Raw genomic sequence first — 14,515 nt, 5'->3', positions numbered from 1 at the left:
CGCCGACTTATCCTTGAGTGCGGCACCATTGGGCCGGATCGCTGGGGCGACCCTGCTGACGAATAGCAAAGTACAACGCTGCCGTGTCCTGACCGCCACTATTGCCGACCGTGGAAATCGCTTCACCGGCTTTTACAATGTCACCTGCCGACTTGAGCAGGCTCTGGTTATGCCCGTAAAGGGTCAGATAACCGTTGCCATGATCGAGAATGACCAGAAGCCCGGCACCGCGCAACCAGTCGGCGAACACCACTCGTCCGCCATGCACGGCACGTACCTGGCTTCCGGCTGCGGCGCTGATCATGACACCGTCCCATTTGGTCCGTTCGTCATCACCGCGGGCTTCACCGAAACGCGCAAGCAGTCGACCATCGATAGGCCATGGAAGTTTTCCCTTGGCCTCTGCAAAAGGTCCGCCGTAGGAAACACCGGCACTGGAAACGACTGCGCCGGGGGCTTTGACCGGGCGACGCGGTGCCGGTTCATCATCGCTTTTTCTACTACTGTTGCTGCTGTTATTACGAGCAACGGCTTCAGCTTCGCGCTGACGCTTCTCCTCCGCCTCGCGGGCTGCAACCAGGGCCTTCTGGCGAGCTTCTTCGGCTTCACGCGCCTGGCGGGCCAGGGTTTCCTCGATGGTCTTGAGGACTTTGGCCAGGTCGGCCTGATCCTGCTGACGGGCCTGCAGTTTCTGGTCGCGGGCCTTGTAGTCCTGATTCAGCTTGGCCAGCGCCTGCTGACGTTCCTGGCGAACCTTGGCCAGTTCTTCGCTCTGGCTGTCCAGACTGCTTTTCTGCACCAGCAGTTGGGCCTGTTGCAGGTCGATGTTTTTTTCGACATTGGCAAGCTGGCGCAGGGTTTCATTGAAGTTGCGTAGCTGCTCCAGGCGCGCCTGGCTCAGGTAATCGTAATACGTGAGGGTTCGGGCGAACTTCTCGGGGTGTTGCTGGTTGAGCAGCAGCTTAAGGTATTCCTGACGGCCACTCTGGTAAGCGGCGCGGGCCTGGATGGCGATCAGGCGTTGCTGTTCAACGCGGGCGCTGTTCAGTTTCTTTTTTTCACTGTCGAGCTTTTGCAGCTCGGTTTCCGTCTTTTTTAGTTCCTTTTGCAGGACCTCGACCTGCTTTTCCAACTTGCCCATTTCGGTTTCAGTGGTGCGCAGGTCCTTCTGGACGCCTGCACGTTCTTCCTGAAGCTTGCCCAGGACTTTTTGCAGCTCCGTCACATCCTGACGCGCAGCATCTATCTGTTTTTGGGTTTGCACACGCTCGTCTTCGGCAAACGCCGGATTGAGCAGGCAGATCAGAGCAAGGGCAATCAAGGCGCGAAGCATGTGGGTGGGCGATACCGAGGAATTGTGAGAAAAAATGTCAGGCCTAGTATGCCCGCCATGCGCTGCAAAAAAAACGCCTCGCAGCCACTGCTTTGAGGCCTGAAACATAAAAAACCGGCCTTGCCTGGTGGCTAAAGGCCGGTTTTTACCGGATTACTCGTTCACAAGGATCGAGTGGCCGGTCATTTCCTGCGGCTTCTCCATGCCCAGCAGGTGCAGCATGGTCGGCGCGACATCGGCCAGAACACCGCCCTGGCGAACTTTCAGCTGGCGTTTGCCGACGTAAACAAATGGCACCGGCTCAGACGTGTGTGCGGTGTGCGCCTGTCCGGTGGAGTCGTCGGTCATCTGCTCGACGTTGCCGTGGTCAGCGGTAATCAGCGCCTCACCACCGACTTTCTCCAGCGCCTCGGTAATGCGTCCGACGCACACGTCCAGGCATTCCACGGCCTTGATCGCGGCTTCCATGATCCCGCTGTGGCCAACCATGTCGCCGTTGGCGTAGTTGACGACGATCACGTCGTAACGCTGATGTTCGATGGCATCGACAATTTTGTCGGTCACTTCCGGCGCGCTCATTTCCGGCTGCAGGTCGTAGGTAGCGACTTTCGGCGACGGAATCAGAATGCGCTCTTCACCCGGGAACGGTTCTTCACGGCCGCCGGAGAAGAAGAAGGTGACGTGGGCATATTTCTCGGTTTCGGCAATGCGCAGCTGAGTCTTGCCGTTGGCGGCCAGGTACTCGCCCAACACGTTTTTCAGGCTGCCCGCAGCAAAAGCGGACGGCGCAGGGATGCTGGCCGCGTACTGGGTCAGCATCACATAGTTGACCTTCGGCTGGCGGGCGCGCTCGAAGTCCTTGAAGTCGTCTTCGACGAATACGCGGGTCAGTTCACGGGCGCGGTCGGCGCGGAAGTTCATGAACACCACAGCGTCGCCATCTTCCACGCGGGCGGCGTCGCCGATGCGGGTGGCTTTGACGAACTCGTCGTTCTCGTCGCGTGCGTAGGCGGCTTCGAGCCCGGCAACGGCGCTGTCTGCGTGGAAATCGGCGGTGCTGTCGACGATCAGGTTATAGGCGGAGGAAACCCGGTCCCAACGGTTGTCACGGTCCATGGCGAAGTAACGGCCGACGATCGTGGCAGTGCGGCCCTTGCCCAGGCGGGCGAAGGTTGCGTCCATCAGCTCAAGGGATTTCTTCGCGCTGCGCGGTGGTGTGTCGCGACCGTCGAGGAAAGCATGAAGGTAGATTTTTTCTGCACCGCGTTTGACCGCCAGTTCCGCCATCGCAACCAGATGATCCTGGTGGCTGTGCACGCCGCCATCGGACAGCAGGCCCATGATGTGCACGGCCTTGCCGGCGCTGACGGCTTTATCCACAGCGGCGCAGATGGTCGGGTTTTCGAAGAACTCGCCATCGCGAATCGCTTTGGTCACCCGAGTGAAGTCCTGATACACCACGCGGCCGGCACCCAGGTTCATGTGCCCGACCTCGGAGTTGCCCATCTGCCCGTCCGGCAGGCCGACATCCATGCCCGACCCGGAAATCAGGCCATTGGGCATGGTTTGGTAAAGGCGATCCATGACGGGCATCTTCGCGGCCAGAATGGCATTGCCCTTGTGGCTTTCGCTGTGTCCGAAGCCATCCAGGATGATAAGAACCAGAGGTTTTGGCGTGGCAGTCATAGAACCCACTCGATGCTGATTGGATAAAGAGATGAACAAAGTACAAGGGAACGGCATTTTAAGGACAAGTTCAAACGGCGTCACTGCCGTACGGACTTTGGCCGACCTTGGCTGCTGTGTATACTGGCCGACATTTTAACGCCCTGGAACCTACTGATGGTTGCTCACCTGCTTGAATTCGCCACTAACCACTATTTGATCACCGGTGCCTTCGTCATTCTGCTGGGACTGCTGATTGCTTACGAAATGAGCAAGGGCGGCGCCAGCCTTAGCACTCGCGAGCTGACCGCGCTGGTCAACAGCGATCAGGGCGTGGTCATCGACGTGCGCTCGAAGAAGGATTACACCGCAGGGCACATCGTCGGCTCCCTGAATTTCCCCCAGGACAAGGTACTGACCCGTACCGCCGAACTGGAGAAATACAAGGACAAGACGTTGATCATAGTCGATGCAATGGGGCAGCATGCTGGCACCACCGCCCGCGAGCTGCTCAAGTCCGGCTTCAAGGCGGCCAAGCTGTCCGGCGGTATTTCCAGCTGGCGCGGCGATAACCTTCCTCTGGTGAAGTGAACATGGCTCAAGTCATCGTCTATTCCAGCGACTACTGCCCGTATTGCATCCGTGCCAAACAGCTTTTGCAGAGCAAGAGCGTGGCCTTCGAGGAAATCCGGGTCGACGGCAAGCCACAGCTGCGAGCCGAAATGACCAAGAAGGCCGGTCGTACTTCCGTACCGCAGATCTGGATCGGCTCGACCCACGTGGGCGGCTGCGACGACCTGTTTGCTCTGGAGCGTGCCGGCAAGCTCGATGCGCTGCTGGCCTGATACCCCTTACTCTTTCAGCCTAATCTGACAAGGATCCGAGATGACCGACCAACCGAACAACGACGCTGTTGCCAACGAAGAAAACGGCCCACAATTCTCCCTGCAGCGTATCTACGTTCGCGACCTGTCGTTCGAAGCGCCAAAAAGCCCGGCGATCTTCCGCCAGGAGTGGACGCCGACCGTCAGCCTGGACCTCAACACACGTCAGAAGCAGCTGGAAGGCGATTTCTACGAAGTCGTGCTGACCCTGTCCGTGACCGTCAACAATGGCGACGAAGTTGCCTTCATCGTTGAAGTGCAACAGGCCGGTATCTTCCTGATCAAGGGCCTGGACGACGGCGCAATGAGCCACACCCTCGGCGCATTCTGCCCGAACATCCTGTTCCCTTACGCTCGTGAAGCCATCGACAACCTGGTCGTACGTGGTTCGTTCCCTGCGCTGATGCTGGCTCCGGTGAACTTCGACGCCCTGTACGCGCAAGAACTGCAACGCATGCAGGAAGCTGGCGAAACGCCGACTGTTCAGTAAGCGTTACCGCTGCAAGCAAAAAGCGCCTTTCGGGGCGCTTTTTTGTGCCTGTTCAAACAGCAGCGGCTGACCGCGCACATCGTCGTGCATGCTGTCTGTATGCTTTTTATCGCGATTTCACTGACGACGCAGAGTGCGACGTAAGTGACGGCTGAGTCCTGGCGCTGATCCGGGGGGAGCCTGGCAGGACGCCAGGCTAGCCGCACCGGGCCATGGATGGCCCGTTGCGGCGACCCCCGGATCAGTGACAGGGCGAAGGAACCCGACGAAGTCGGGCCGGAAACGGAGCTGCGGGCTTTGCTTACTTTGGCCCCATCAAAGTGAGTCGCCGAGGGGCGAAAAGGTGACCTGAGTCGACCCCCAATCCACCTGGCATCGCAGAACCGCTGTGTAACGCAACTCGTCACCCAATCCATGCCAACGCGTAGCATTGGCACGAGTGTCAGTCAGATAACAGGCATATGGCGCAGCAAAGCCCCGCACTGAGGCCTAAGCAAACCCGTGCTGGCGCCACGCCTCATAAACCGCCACAGCGACGGTGTTGGACAGGTTCAGACTGCGGCAGCCTTCTCGCATGGGCAGTCGCAGGCGATGCTCGCTGCTCAGCGAGTCGAGGATATCGGCGGGCAGGCCGCGGCTTTCCGGGCCGAACAGAAAGGCATCGCCTGGCTCAAAGCTCGCATCATGAAAAGGGCGCGAGCCTTTGGTGGTGAAGGCGAACAACCTTGGGTTGCCTATCTTCTCCAGACAGCTTGCCAGGTCAGCATGTGTCTGCAGCGTGGCATACTCGTGATAGTCGAGCCCGGCACGGCGCAGGCGCTTGTCGTCCAGCTCGAAACCCAAGGGTTCGATCAAATGCAGGGTGCAGCCACTATTGGCGCATAGCCTGATGACATTGCCGGTATTCGGCGGAATTTCTGGTTGAAAAAGGATGACGTGAAACATGCACGGCTCCGAACGAAAGGACGGGATGCATTCTACCCTTGAAGAGGACCCGAGACCGAAGCTATGGCCGCGTGTTCTTGGTTCCATCGCGATTCTCGGGTTTACCGTGGGCACGATTATCGGCCGCCTGCAGCAGCCTGATCCGGTCCAGCTGGAGCAGATCGAAGAGTTGCCTGCCGGTCTGGCGCTGTGGTTCAACGAAGAACCAAAGTATCGCGGCGCGACAGTCGATGGCGCGGTGGTACTCAACGTCGATGCTTCAGGGCAGCCGTGGACGGGCCAACTGAGGTTCGACAATCGGGTTGCGCGCTGGAAGGTGGAACGAGGAGAGAAGGGGTTGGTGCTGACGCTCCTGGCAGCCCGCCCACTTCATGGCGACTGGCGCACTGAGAAGGTGGACGGGCGCTGGAGACTGGAGGTCAGTCTCCGGGAGGAATAAAAGAGGGGAATCCCCGGCCTGCCTGTACCAAGGTCCCCAAAACTGGTGATGTAATACCTATTGCAGGGGGCGTGCCAGTTTTGAGAGTTAATCCGAAAGAGCGGGCCCGATTAGTCATATTCAATTAAGTATTTCTGATGGAAAGAAAGCTTTCGATTACTCAAGTAATTGAATTTAATGAATATTTATTAATTTTTACAAAATCATGGCCGATCAGTTCCCTGTCTTCCATGAGTGGCTGATGACACCAGCCTGAACCCTGAATGCTACGGCAGCCTCGGCTGTGCGTCGTCAGGACATGCACCCTATTTGCGCACCGCAACGATGCACACACCCATACTGATGCATTAATGAGGCTGAACCTGCCAGGTATCAGCCTAGATGACTGCGCGCGTAGACCTGACTTCAAGCATCGGCGTGCAGAGATTTTCCTCTAGCGACTGCACATCGAGAGCCCTCCGCGCATCGGCCGATCAGCCGAGAGGGTGGGCTCCAGACAACAAAATTGCTTTTTTGTTCACCTCGACTACAGTTCAGCGCGTGTTTCGGGCGCTGAAAAGTACTGAAAAAGGGCGTTTTAAGTGGTTTTTGGAAAATATTTCGTGGCTTGGCAGCGCTAGCCGTCAAAGTGGTGACAACTGTCATATTTCATCACTAACCTCTCTGAAGTGCCCGTTTTGAAAGGCTTTTGCCGGAAGGCAAATGGCGCGCTGTCGTGAGGGATTATGACCGACCGGCTTCGGTTTGGCTGGTCAGTGGCACAAAACCAAACGATCTGACGAACGGTATCAAAATAAATTTTGGGAATTACACAATTAGGTCGATACACTCCGTGACGTCTTGGCTGACACGAGTTGTGACATATGCCTGATTGTTCTTAGGAAATGAAGAAACGCTTCCTTTTAGGCATGAAGAAGTTTCACTGACGTGCGGCCAATGACATACGCGGTCTAGTCAAAAGTCGGGGTGTACAGAAACCATTGACCTCCAGGTCGGGACTGTCGCCTTTCGCAATATCTCTGGGTCAGGGCAACGCCCGGCACCAGAGACATAAAAAATTAGATTCACGAGGAGCGTAGTAATGAAGAAGTCCACCCTGGCCTTGGCCGTAACCGTTGGTGTATTGGCTCAGCAGGCCGGTGCAGCTGGTTTCCTGGAAGACAGCAAAGCGTCCGTTAGTTCTCGTACTCTGTATTTTGACAACGACCAGCGTGAGCCTGGCTCGGCCAACAATCGTGAGACCGCTACTGGTTTGAAGTTTGACTACCTGTCGGGCTTTACTCAGGGCACTGTTGGTTTTGGTCTTGACCTGCAAGGTCTGGTGGGCGTTCATCTTGATGGTGGCCGTGGCCATCACGCAGTGAACGGTGCCATCTCGCCTTCTGACACTGACGGTTCTTCAGTTGACGAGTGGAGCCGTCTGGGCGCCAACGGCAAGGTACGCTTCTCGAAAACCGAGCTGAAAGTCGGTAACGCATTGGCGCCTAACCTGCCAATTCTGGTCAGCAACGACGGTCGTCTTCTGCCTCAGGCTTTCCAGGGCGGCATCCTGACTTCCAAGGATCTGGACAACGTTACCTTCACTGCTGGTCAGTTGAGCAAGTCCATCGGCCGCGCTTCGAGCAACTGGACTGACCTGTCCGTTGCTGGCGCTACCGAGACGAGCGACCAGTTCCGTTTCGCTGGCGCAGACTGGAAAGTCACCAAAGACCTGACCCTGCAGTACTACTACGCCAACCTGGAAGACTTCTACAAGCAACACTTCCTGGGTCTGGTTCATGTTTATCCGATCAGCGACAACCAGTCCTTCAAGACTGACCTGCGTTATTTCAACAGCAGCTCTGATGGTAAAAACAGTAGCGGCGCAACTGGCTACAGTTTCAACAACAATAGCGGTTATGCCAAAAAAGCTGGTGAAGTAGACAACACCACCTGGTCCGCCATGTTCACTTACTCGTTGGGCGGCCATGCATTGATGGTTGGCCATCAGCAGGTTGGTGATGACGGCGGTATGGTTTACCTGGGTCAGGGTAGTGTTACCAAAAACGGCACCAGCCGCTCCAGTTCCGAAGGCAACGGTGGTTCGAGTTTCTACCTGTTCACTGACTCGATGATCAACGGCTTCAACCGTGCGGGTGAAAACACCACGTTCGGTCAGTACTCGTATGACTTCGCCAAGGTTGGCGTTCCAGGCCTTAAAGCATCCCTTGCTTACCTCTACGGTGATGACATCAAAGGCGCACGTGGTACCACTTCGTTCGGCAACGAGTATTCTGAGTGGGAACGCGATGTGCGCGTTGACTACGTGGTACAGAGCGGTCCATTGAAAGGCTTGGGCACTTCGTTGCGTCGCGGGAACTACCGTGCTGATGGCGGCCTCAACGGCGCTGTTGATGCTGATCAAACCCGTCTGATCTTCAACTACACCTACAACTTCATGTAAGTGTATTGAAGCTGAAAGGAACCCCGCCCCGTGCGGGGTTTCTTTTGCCTGTTTTTTGATATTCCTGGCAGGTCTATGAGGCGCATTATTTATTCTTTTTAACTTCTCTCGACAGGGCGCACAGTAGTGCTATACCAAGGCCTACCCGATACAGACAAGGAGCAACACCATGACACTGCGACTTGGCGACATCGCCCCTGACTTCGAGCAGGAATCCAGCGAGGGTCGTATCCGTTTTCATGAATGGCTCGGCGACAGCTGGGGTGTGTTGTTTTCTCATCCGGCTGACTTCACGCCGGTGTGCACCACCGAGCTGGGTTTTACTGCCAAATTGAAAGACGAGTTCGCCAGGCGCGGCGTGAAAGCCATTGCGCTGTCGGTGGACCCGGTCGATTCGCACATCAAGTGGATCGACGACATCAACACCACGCAAAACACCCTGGTCAACTTCCCGATTCTGGCCGACGCTGATCGCAAGGTTTCCGACCTGTACGACCTGATTCATCCCAATGCCAACGACACGCTGACTGTGCGCTCGCTGTTCGTGATCGACCCGAACAAAAAGGTGCGTCTGACGATCACCTATCCGGCCAGCACCGGGCGTAACTTCCACGAGATTCTGCGCGTCATCGACTCCCTGCAATTGACCGACAACTACAAGGTCGCTACGCCCGCCAACTGGGTGGACGGTGATGACGTAGTGATCGTGCCGTCGATCAAGGACGAAGCCGAGATCAAGCAACGCTTTCCCAAGGGCTACAAGGCGGTCACGCCTTACCTGCGCCTGACACCACAGCCAAACCGCTGATTTTCGAGCTACCAAGCGTGGGGTTATTCGGGCCGATTTATCGGCCCTTTTTTATTACTCCCCCATGGCCGCCTGCTATGCGCGCGATCAAGCGCGGACGCAGAGCATGAGCGCGATGTCGAGACTCTCGTTCCTCACGCTCCAGCGTGGGAAAGCCGTGGGTGACGCTGCGTCAAAAATCTTCGTCGCGCCGCAGAGTCAGGATCGGACGCGGAGCGGAGCACGGGCAAGATAGTCGAGATTATCGTTCCTCACGCTCCAGCGTGGGAATGCCGTGGGTGACGCTCTGCGTCACAAATCTTCGTCGCGCTGCAAAGTCAGGATCGGACGCAGCTGGCTACCAGCGAGACTTTTATATATTCATTTATGGAATAACTAAATGAATAAATAAGATTTATAGATATAAAAAATGGCTGCTAATGTCGTGCCTATTCCCACCTTGCTCCTTCCTCAATGGTCGAGCAGGGGACCACTTCAAATAGGTAAAGGAGCGCATATGCGCACTGTCATTTTGCGTCGAGGCCTTGTCGCGCTGTTTGCTGCTGCGGTCGCTCTTGGTGCGGTCACTCAGGCCCACGCGGAAGATCTGCGCATCGGTTACCAGAAGTACGGCACGCTGGTGCTGCTCAAGGCCAAGGGTTCGCTGGAAAAGCGTCTGGCCGAACAGGGCGTGAAAGTCCAGTGGACCGAGTTCCCTGGCGGCCCGCAGCTGCTTGAAGGTTTGAACGTAGGCTCCATCGACTTCGGCGTCACTGGCGAAACACCGCCGGTCTTCGCCCAGGCCGCAGGCGCGGACCTGCTGTATGTCGCCTACGAGCCGCCAGCGCCGACCAGTGAAGCCATCCTGGTGCCCAAAGACTCCCCGATTACCTCGGTCAAAGACCTGAAAGGCAAAAAAGTCGTCCTCAATAAAGGCTCGAACGTCCATTACCTGCTGGTCAAGGCGCTGGAAGATGCTGGTCTGAAATACACCGATATCCAGACCGTCTTTCTGCCTCCGGCCGATGCGCGTGCCGCTTTCGAGCGGGGCAGCGTGGATGCCTGGGTCATCTGGGACCCGTACCTGGCCGCTGCTGAAAAGCAACTGCAGGCGCGGACCTTGAAAGACGGCAGCGGCATTGTCGACAACCATCAGTTCTATCTGGCGACCAAGCCGTACGCACAGAAAAACCCCAAGGTGATTCAGGCCCTGATCGAAGAGGTCCGTGCGGTGGGCGAGTGGTCCAAGGCCAATCCCGATGAAGTGACCCGACAGGTCGCACCGTTACTGGGGCTGCCGGCCGACATCACCCTGACCTCGGTCAAGCGTCAGGGCTACGGCGCGCAGTTCATCACCCCGCCGGTGGTGGTGGCACAGCAGAAAATCGCTGACACCTTCTACCAGCTCAAGCTGATTCCAAAGCCGCTCAGCATTGCTGATGTGGTCTGGACACCTCCTGCTGCTGTTGCTCAAGCACAGTGATCGTCAGGCCCTTCGAGGAGACAACTCCATGAGCCTCAGTGCTTCGCAACGCATCGTTCATCGACTGGCGCCCTGGGCACTTCCAGTCCTGTTGTTGGCAGTCTGGCAGCTGTCGGTCAGCGCCGGCTGGTTATCCACACGCATTCTGCCCGCGCCCAGCGCGGTCATCGAAGCGGGCATAAACCTGGTCGCCAGCGGCGAAATCTGGACGCATCTGGCGATCAGCGGCTGGCGCGCCGGGATCGGTTTCGCCATTGGCGGCGGCATCGGTCTGGCGCTGGGCTTTATTACCGGCCTGAGCAAATGGGGTGAGCGTCTGCTGGACAGCTCGGTGCAGATGATCCGCAACGTGCCGCACCTGGCGCTGATTCCGCTGGTTATCCTGTGGTTCGGTATCGATGAGACCGCCAAGATATTCCTTGTCGCGCTCGGCACCCTGTTCCCGATTTATCTGAACACCTACCACGGCATCCGCAACATCGATCCTGCGTTGGTAGAAATGTCCCGCAGCTACGGCCTGTCAGGTTTCAGCCTGTTCCGTCATGTGATCCTGCCGGGCGCCATGCCTTCGATTCTGGTCGGCGTGCGCTTTGCGCTGGGCTTCATGTGGCTGACGCTGATCGTCGCGGAAACCATTTCCGCCAGCTCCGGTATCGGCTACCTGGCGATGAATGCGCGGGAATTTCTGCAAACCGACGTCGTGGTGCTGGCCATTGTGTTGTACGCCGTACTCGGCAAGCTGGCCGATCTGGCGGCGCGAGGCCTGGAACGTGTCTGCCTGCGCTGGCACCCGGCCTATCAAGTGAGCAAAGGCGGTGCCGCATGACCAGTCTGAAACAGCAACCTCCACACTTGCTGCGTGGCATCCCGCTGGCGGTACGCAAGCTGAAAAAAGCGTTCGGCACCCGCGAAGTGCTCAAGGACATCGACCTGCACATCCCTGCCAGTCAGTTCGTTGCCATCGTCGGCCGTAGCGGTTGCGGCAAAAGCACCCTGTTGCGCCTGCTCGCCGGCCTCGACAAACCGACGCAAGGGCAGTTGCTGGCCGGCTCTGCGCCATTGGACGATGCTCGCGAAGATACGCGATTGATGTTTCAGGAAGCGCGCTTGCTGCCCTGGAAAAAGATCATCGACAACGTCGGCCTCGGGCTGAGCGGCGACTGGCGGTCGCAGGCCCTTGAAGCGCTTGAGGCCGTCGGCCTTGCCGAGCGCGCCAACGAGTGGCCTGCCGCATTGTCCGGTGGTCAGAAGCAGCGTGTTGCCCTGGCCCGCGCGCTGATTCACAAGCCGCGCCTGCTGTTGCTCGACGAGCCGTTGGGCGCGCTGGATGCCCTGACCCGGATCGAAATGCAGCAACTGATCGAAAAGCTGTGGGGCCAGTATGGCTTCACGGTGCTGCTGGTGACCCACGATGTCAGCGAGGCTGTGGCCATTGCCGACCGAGTGATCCTGATCGAAGAAGGGCAGATCGGTCTCGATCTGCTGGTCGATCTGCCACGTCCGCGTGTTCGTGGCTCGCATCGCCTTGCCGCACTGGAGGCCGAAGTGCTCAACCGCGTGCTGGCACTCCCTGGCTCGCCGCCCGACCCGGAACCGTTTTCGCCACTGCCCACGCAATTGCGCTGGGCAAATTAACCCTGATCCCCAAAGGAAGACATGCCATGACTATCAAAGCCATCAACGTTCGCAACCAGTTCAAAGGCACCATCAAGGAAATCGTCCACGGCGACGTATTGTCGGAAATCGACGTACAGACCGCGTCGGGCGTCGTGACTTCGGTCATCACCACCCGCTCGGTCAAGGAGCTGGAGCTGGTCGTTGGCAGTGAAGTGATTGCCTTCGTGAAGTCGACTGAAGTCTCCATTGCCAAGTTGTAATTGCCGTAATGGAACGCCCCTGACGGTGAAAGCCCCTCCGGGGCGTTTCTGTTTGTCGTCAGGGCGATCCTAGTAGATCTGCCAGCTAGGCAATGCCGCCATTGAAGTCGAAGCTGATGGCTCGAACACTGGCGAGAGAACACCATGACGCCTACCACCTCAGCGGTATTGTGCCGCTATCGCTACGATCCGCTTGACCGTCTGGCGAGTACCTCGCCGGCCGGTCAGGGCGCTGCGCTACGCTTCTACTGCAAGAGCCGTCTGGCCACGCATATCCAGGGGGCGATTCGGCATACGATTTTTGGTCATGACGAGCAGTTACTGGCCCAACAAAAGCACTCGGTTACCGGCAATGAAACGAGCCTGTTGGCGACCGATCAACCGGGTTCGGTGTTACACGGGGTGAGTGGCGCGGGCATCGAGTCTGCTGCCTACAGTGCTTACGGTTATAGCGATGCCGAAAATGGATTGGATTGTTTAATGGGGTTTAACGGCGAGCTACGTGATCCGGTGTCCGGACACTATCTTTTGGGTAATGGCTACCGAGCGTTCAATCCGGTGTTGATGCGATTTAACAGCCCGGACAGTCTCAGTCCATTTGCAGCCGGCGGGATCAATTGCTATGCCTATTGTTCCGGAGACCCCACTGACAGAACAGACCCGACAGGAGCAGTTTGGAAGCCTGTAATCGGTTCACTGGGAAAAGTTTTGAAGCGTCTGCAGCGGCAAGCAAAGCCTTTACGCAGTGAGTCAGCTTCAAGAAGAAGTGAGTTCATGGATAATCAGAAAGCAACGGTGCTGAGCCAGTATCCTGCGTTATCCAACAGAAAAATCAGCACGTTCTCACGTGAGTTTGCTTCTTTCAGTGCCGCCAATGAAATCGACCCGTTCCAGGTGCTCTCAATAGGGGGAGCAGACGATTTGGTAAAAGTAAGCGGTTCGTATCCTCGTCGTTTCGTGTTTACAAGTAAAAGCGAACTGCTGGTTGACCCGTCAATGGATCTTGAGAGGCGAAGTATCAATCACGCTATTTTGGCAAGCTACAGATCGCCAGGTAGCGAGGTCATTTCTGCCGGTATGATCGCGCGCCCTAAACCAAATCAAGTCGTGCTATGGAATGATTCGGGGCATTACTACCCTGGTTTTTCAACTCTGCAACCTGTCGACATACGGCTGAGTACATGGGGGGTAAAAGTCGAGCGAGTCAGGATCGGGAACTCCAGTCTTTGAAGAAATTTGCAGCTCATTACGGCAAAAACTCCGTGCTTCAAGTGTGTTTGATGAGGGCGTTTTTTTCCTTTCAACCCCCATTAACGTTCTCTGAAGCTGCTTGATTTCTCAGAAAGACTTTCCCCTTTTTGGCAAAAACACCGGCAAATACAATCCCAGATAAGCATCAAACACCCGCATGCCTTCTTCGGCCATGCGCGGTGTAATCTCGTCGTGTAACTGAACCGACCGCGCATACACCCGATCCCCCAGTTCCATCGCCAGCGCAAACACATCTACATCATCCGGCAGTACGGGCAACTGGAAGTGGCGGTCAAACACTTCAAGCATCAAGTGCCCCAGTTCAATGTCGTGCTGTCGATCGGCCTGGTTGATTTCGGTCAGGCCGTGCTGGGCGAGGATCAATTGCCGGGCGGCGGCGTCGGCGTTGTAGATGGCCAGCATACGCAGCTCGACGATGCGTGACAGGTCGCGCCAGGTGGTGAGCTGATCGTGATCGATGGGGGCCTGCAGCGAGGCGCGAAAGGCGGCGTGGATGTCGGCGGTCAATGCTTCAAGGAGCGCGGGTACGCTGGCGAAGAAGTGGTACACCGAGGACGGCGGAATGCCGGCTCGCTCGGCAACGCTGTAGATCGACAGGCTGGCCACCCCCTGTTCGGCAAGCAGCGTACGTGCGGCGTCGAGAATCGAATCGATTCTGGCCTGGCTGCGTGCTTGAGGTTTGCGAGGAGTGACGGCGCGGGTCATGGGCGTGGCTCTTGGGTGGGCTGCGGGCATTGTAAGGGATTCTGACGGGATGAATCGCTGTCGTCGCCAAACGTTTATGGCTCCCACGCTCCGCGCTCATCGGTATACACAAATCCAACTGTTTATCGTGCCAATGCTCCGCGTTGGCATGCAGTTCGTGACGCTCTGCGTCACAAATTCGGGCCGCACCGC

15 protein-coding genes are annotated in these 14,515 nt (G+C 57.2%); 11 read left to right on the top strand and 4 right to left on the bottom strand.

Going from position 1 to position 14,515, the window contains the following annotated elements; translation table 11 throughout:
* Positions 1–7: 7 nt before the first annotated feature.
* Together BLR20_RS23625 and gpmI are read right to left on the bottom strand one after the other, a co-directional pair.
* The gene (locus tag BLR20_RS23625) at positions 8–1,333 is read right to left on the bottom strand and encodes a murein hydrolase activator EnvC family protein (RefSeq protein WP_054993776.1); all 1,326 of its coding nucleotides are present in this window, start codon (positions 1,331–1,333) and stop codon (positions 8–10) included.
* A 153-nt stretch (positions 1,334–1,486) separates the two neighbouring features.
* Positions 1,487–3,019 (bottom strand): 2,3-bisphosphoglycerate-independent phosphoglycerate mutase, encoded by a 1,533-nt coding sequence (gene gpmI / locus BLR20_RS23620; protein WP_010433151.1) that lies wholly within the window; start codon positions 3,017–3,019, stop codon positions 1,487–1,489.
* A 156-nt stretch (positions 3,020–3,175) separates the two neighbouring features.
* Here gpmI and BLR20_RS23615 point away from each other — a divergent pair, with 156 nt between their 5' ends.
* The 3 genes from BLR20_RS23615 to secB are packed head-to-tail and all read left to right on the top strand — an operon-like array spanning position 3,176 to position 4,372.
* Entirely contained in the window at positions 3,176–3,589 is a 414-nt protein-coding gene (locus BLR20_RS23615) for a rhodanese-like domain-containing protein (RefSeq protein WP_003318290.1), read from the top strand.
* Positions 3,590–3,591: 2 nt separating this feature from the next.
* Positions 3,592–3,843, top strand: coding sequence for a glutaredoxin 3 (grxC, locus tag BLR20_RS23610; RefSeq protein ID WP_002551467.1), 252 nt, complete (start codon positions 3,592–3,594; stop codon positions 3,841–3,843).
* Positions 3,844–3,883: 40 nt separating this feature from the next.
* Positions 3,884–4,372 (top strand): protein-export chaperone SecB, encoded by a 489-nt coding sequence (gene secB / locus BLR20_RS23605; protein ID WP_003372189.1) that lies wholly within the window; start codon positions 3,884–3,886, stop codon positions 4,370–4,372.
* 489 nt (positions 4,373–4,861) lie between these two features.
* Here secB and trmL read toward each other — a convergent pair whose 3' ends face one another.
* Entirely contained in the window at positions 4,862–5,317 is a 456-nt protein-coding gene (gene trmL / locus BLR20_RS23595) for a tRNA (uridine(34)/cytosine(34)/5-carboxymethylaminomethyluridine(34)-2'-O)-methyltransferase TrmL (protein ID WP_002551469.1), read from the bottom strand.
* Here trmL and BLR20_RS23590 point away from each other — a divergent pair.
* The 8 genes from BLR20_RS23590 to BLR20_RS28175 all read left to right on the top strand — a co-directional run bounded on the left by BLR20_RS23590 (position 5,316) and on the right by BLR20_RS28175 (position 13,576).
* A complete protein-coding gene (locus BLR20_RS23590) occupies positions 5,316–5,756 on the top strand; it encodes a hypothetical protein (protein WP_054993777.1) in 441 nt (146 codons plus the stop codon). The two genes, trmL and BLR20_RS23590, sit on opposite strands and share 2 nt — an antisense overlap.
* A gap of 1,081 nt (positions 5,757–6,837) precedes the next feature.
* Entirely contained in the window at positions 6,838–8,199 is a 1,362-nt protein-coding gene (locus tag BLR20_RS23585) for an OprD family porin (RefSeq protein WP_032614412.1), read from the top strand.
* 169 nt (positions 8,200–8,368) lie between these two features.
* The gene (locus tag BLR20_RS23580) at positions 8,369–9,007 is read left to right on the top strand and encodes a peroxiredoxin (protein WP_024648852.1); all 639 of its coding nucleotides are present in this window, start codon (positions 8,369–8,371) and stop codon (positions 9,005–9,007) included.
* Positions 9,008–9,503: 496 nt separating this feature from the next.
* A complete protein-coding gene (locus BLR20_RS23570; protein ID WP_054993778.1) occupies positions 9,504–10,469 on the top strand; it encodes a sulfonate ABC transporter substrate-binding protein in 966 nt (321 codons plus the stop codon).
* A gap of 28 nt (positions 10,470–10,497) precedes the next feature.
* Positions 10,498–11,295, top strand: a complete 798-nt coding sequence (ssuC, locus tag BLR20_RS23565) for an aliphatic sulfonate ABC transporter permease SsuC (protein WP_003413534.1) — start codon at positions 10,498–10,500, stop codon at positions 11,293–11,295.
* On the top strand, positions 11,292–12,104 hold the full coding sequence (ssuB, locus tag BLR20_RS23560; RefSeq protein WP_010435797.1) for an aliphatic sulfonates ABC transporter ATP-binding protein: 813 nt from the start codon (positions 11,292–11,294) through the stop codon (positions 12,102–12,104). The genes ssuC and ssuB overlap by 4 nt, the downstream gene beginning before the upstream one ends.
* A 26-nt stretch (positions 12,105–12,130) precedes the next feature.
* A complete protein-coding gene (locus BLR20_RS23555; RefSeq protein WP_002555770.1) occupies positions 12,131–12,346 on the top strand; it encodes a TOBE domain-containing protein in 216 nt (71 codons plus the stop codon).
* Between the two features lie 144 nt (positions 12,347–12,490).
* A complete protein-coding gene (locus tag BLR20_RS28175; protein ID WP_235810004.1) occupies positions 12,491–13,576 on the top strand; it encodes an RHS repeat-associated core domain-containing protein in 1,086 nt (361 codons plus the stop codon).
* A 108-nt stretch (positions 13,577–13,684) separates the two neighbouring features.
* Here the strand turns inward: BLR20_RS28175 and BLR20_RS23545 are convergent, their stop codons facing one another.
* On the bottom strand, positions 13,685–14,323 hold the full coding sequence (locus BLR20_RS23545) for a TetR/AcrR family transcriptional regulator (protein WP_054993779.1): 639 nt from the start codon (positions 14,321–14,323) through the stop codon (positions 13,685–13,687).
* Between the last annotated feature and the right edge of the window lie 192 nt (positions 14,324–14,515).

The sequence above is a fragment of the Pseudomonas congelans genome (assembly GCF_900103225.1).
GTDB lineage: Bacteria > Pseudomonadota > Gammaproteobacteria > Pseudomonadales > Pseudomonadaceae > Aquipseudomonas > Aquipseudomonas congelans.
This window is presented reverse-complemented; position numbering and strand designations above follow the sequence as displayed.

Bases quoted from the DNA above. Each gene is read 5' to 3' on its own strand.
- BLR20_RS23570 (WP_054993778.1), top strand. From the start codon at position 9,504: ATGCGCACTGTCATTTTGCGTCGAGGCCTTGTCGCGCTGTTTGCTGCT.
- BLR20_RS23615 (WP_003318290.1), top strand. From the start codon at position 3,176: ATGGTTGCTCACCTGCTTGAATTCGCCACTAACCACTATTTGATCACC.
- BLR20_RS23590 (WP_054993777.1), top strand. From the start codon at position 5,316: ATGCACGGCTCCGAACGAAAGGACGGGATGCATTCTACCCTTGAAGAG.
- BLR20_RS23580 (WP_024648852.1), top strand. From the start codon at position 8,369: ATGACACTGCGACTTGGCGACATCGCCCCTGACTTCGAGCAGGAATCC.
- BLR20_RS23555 (WP_002555770.1), top strand. From the start codon at position 12,131: ATGACTATCAAAGCCATCAACGTTCGCAACCAGTTCAAAGGCACCATC.
- ssuB (WP_010435797.1), top strand. From the start codon at position 11,292: ATGACCAGTCTGAAACAGCAACCTCCACACTTGCTGCGTGGCATCCCG.
- BLR20_RS23625 (WP_054993776.1), bottom strand. From the start codon at position 1,333: ATGCTTCGCGCCTTGATTGCCCTTGCTCTGATCTGCCTGCTCAATCCG.
- BLR20_RS23585 (WP_032614412.1), top strand. From the start codon at position 6,838: ATGAAGAAGTCCACCCTGGCCTTGGCCGTAACCGTTGGTGTATTGGCT.
- ssuC (WP_003413534.1), top strand. From the start codon at position 10,498: ATGAGCCTCAGTGCTTCGCAACGCATCGTTCATCGACTGGCGCCCTGG.
- secB (WP_003372189.1), top strand. From the start codon at position 3,884: ATGACCGACCAACCGAACAACGACGCTGTTGCCAACGAAGAAAACGGC.
- BLR20_RS23545 (WP_054993779.1), bottom strand. From the start codon at position 14,323: ATGACCCGCGCCGTCACTCCTCGCAAACCTCAAGCACGCAGCCAGGCC.
- grxC (WP_002551467.1), top strand. From the start codon at position 3,592: ATGGCTCAAGTCATCGTCTATTCCAGCGACTACTGCCCGTATTGCATC.
- gpmI (WP_010433151.1), bottom strand. From the start codon at position 3,019: ATGACTGCCACGCCAAAACCTCTGGTTCTTATCATCCTGGATGGCTTC.
- trmL (WP_002551469.1), bottom strand. From the start codon at position 5,317: ATGTTTCACGTCATCCTTTTTCAACCAGAAATTCCGCCGAATACCGGC.
- BLR20_RS28175 (WP_235810004.1), top strand. From the start codon at position 12,491: ATGACGCCTACCACCTCAGCGGTATTGTGCCGCTATCGCTACGATCCG.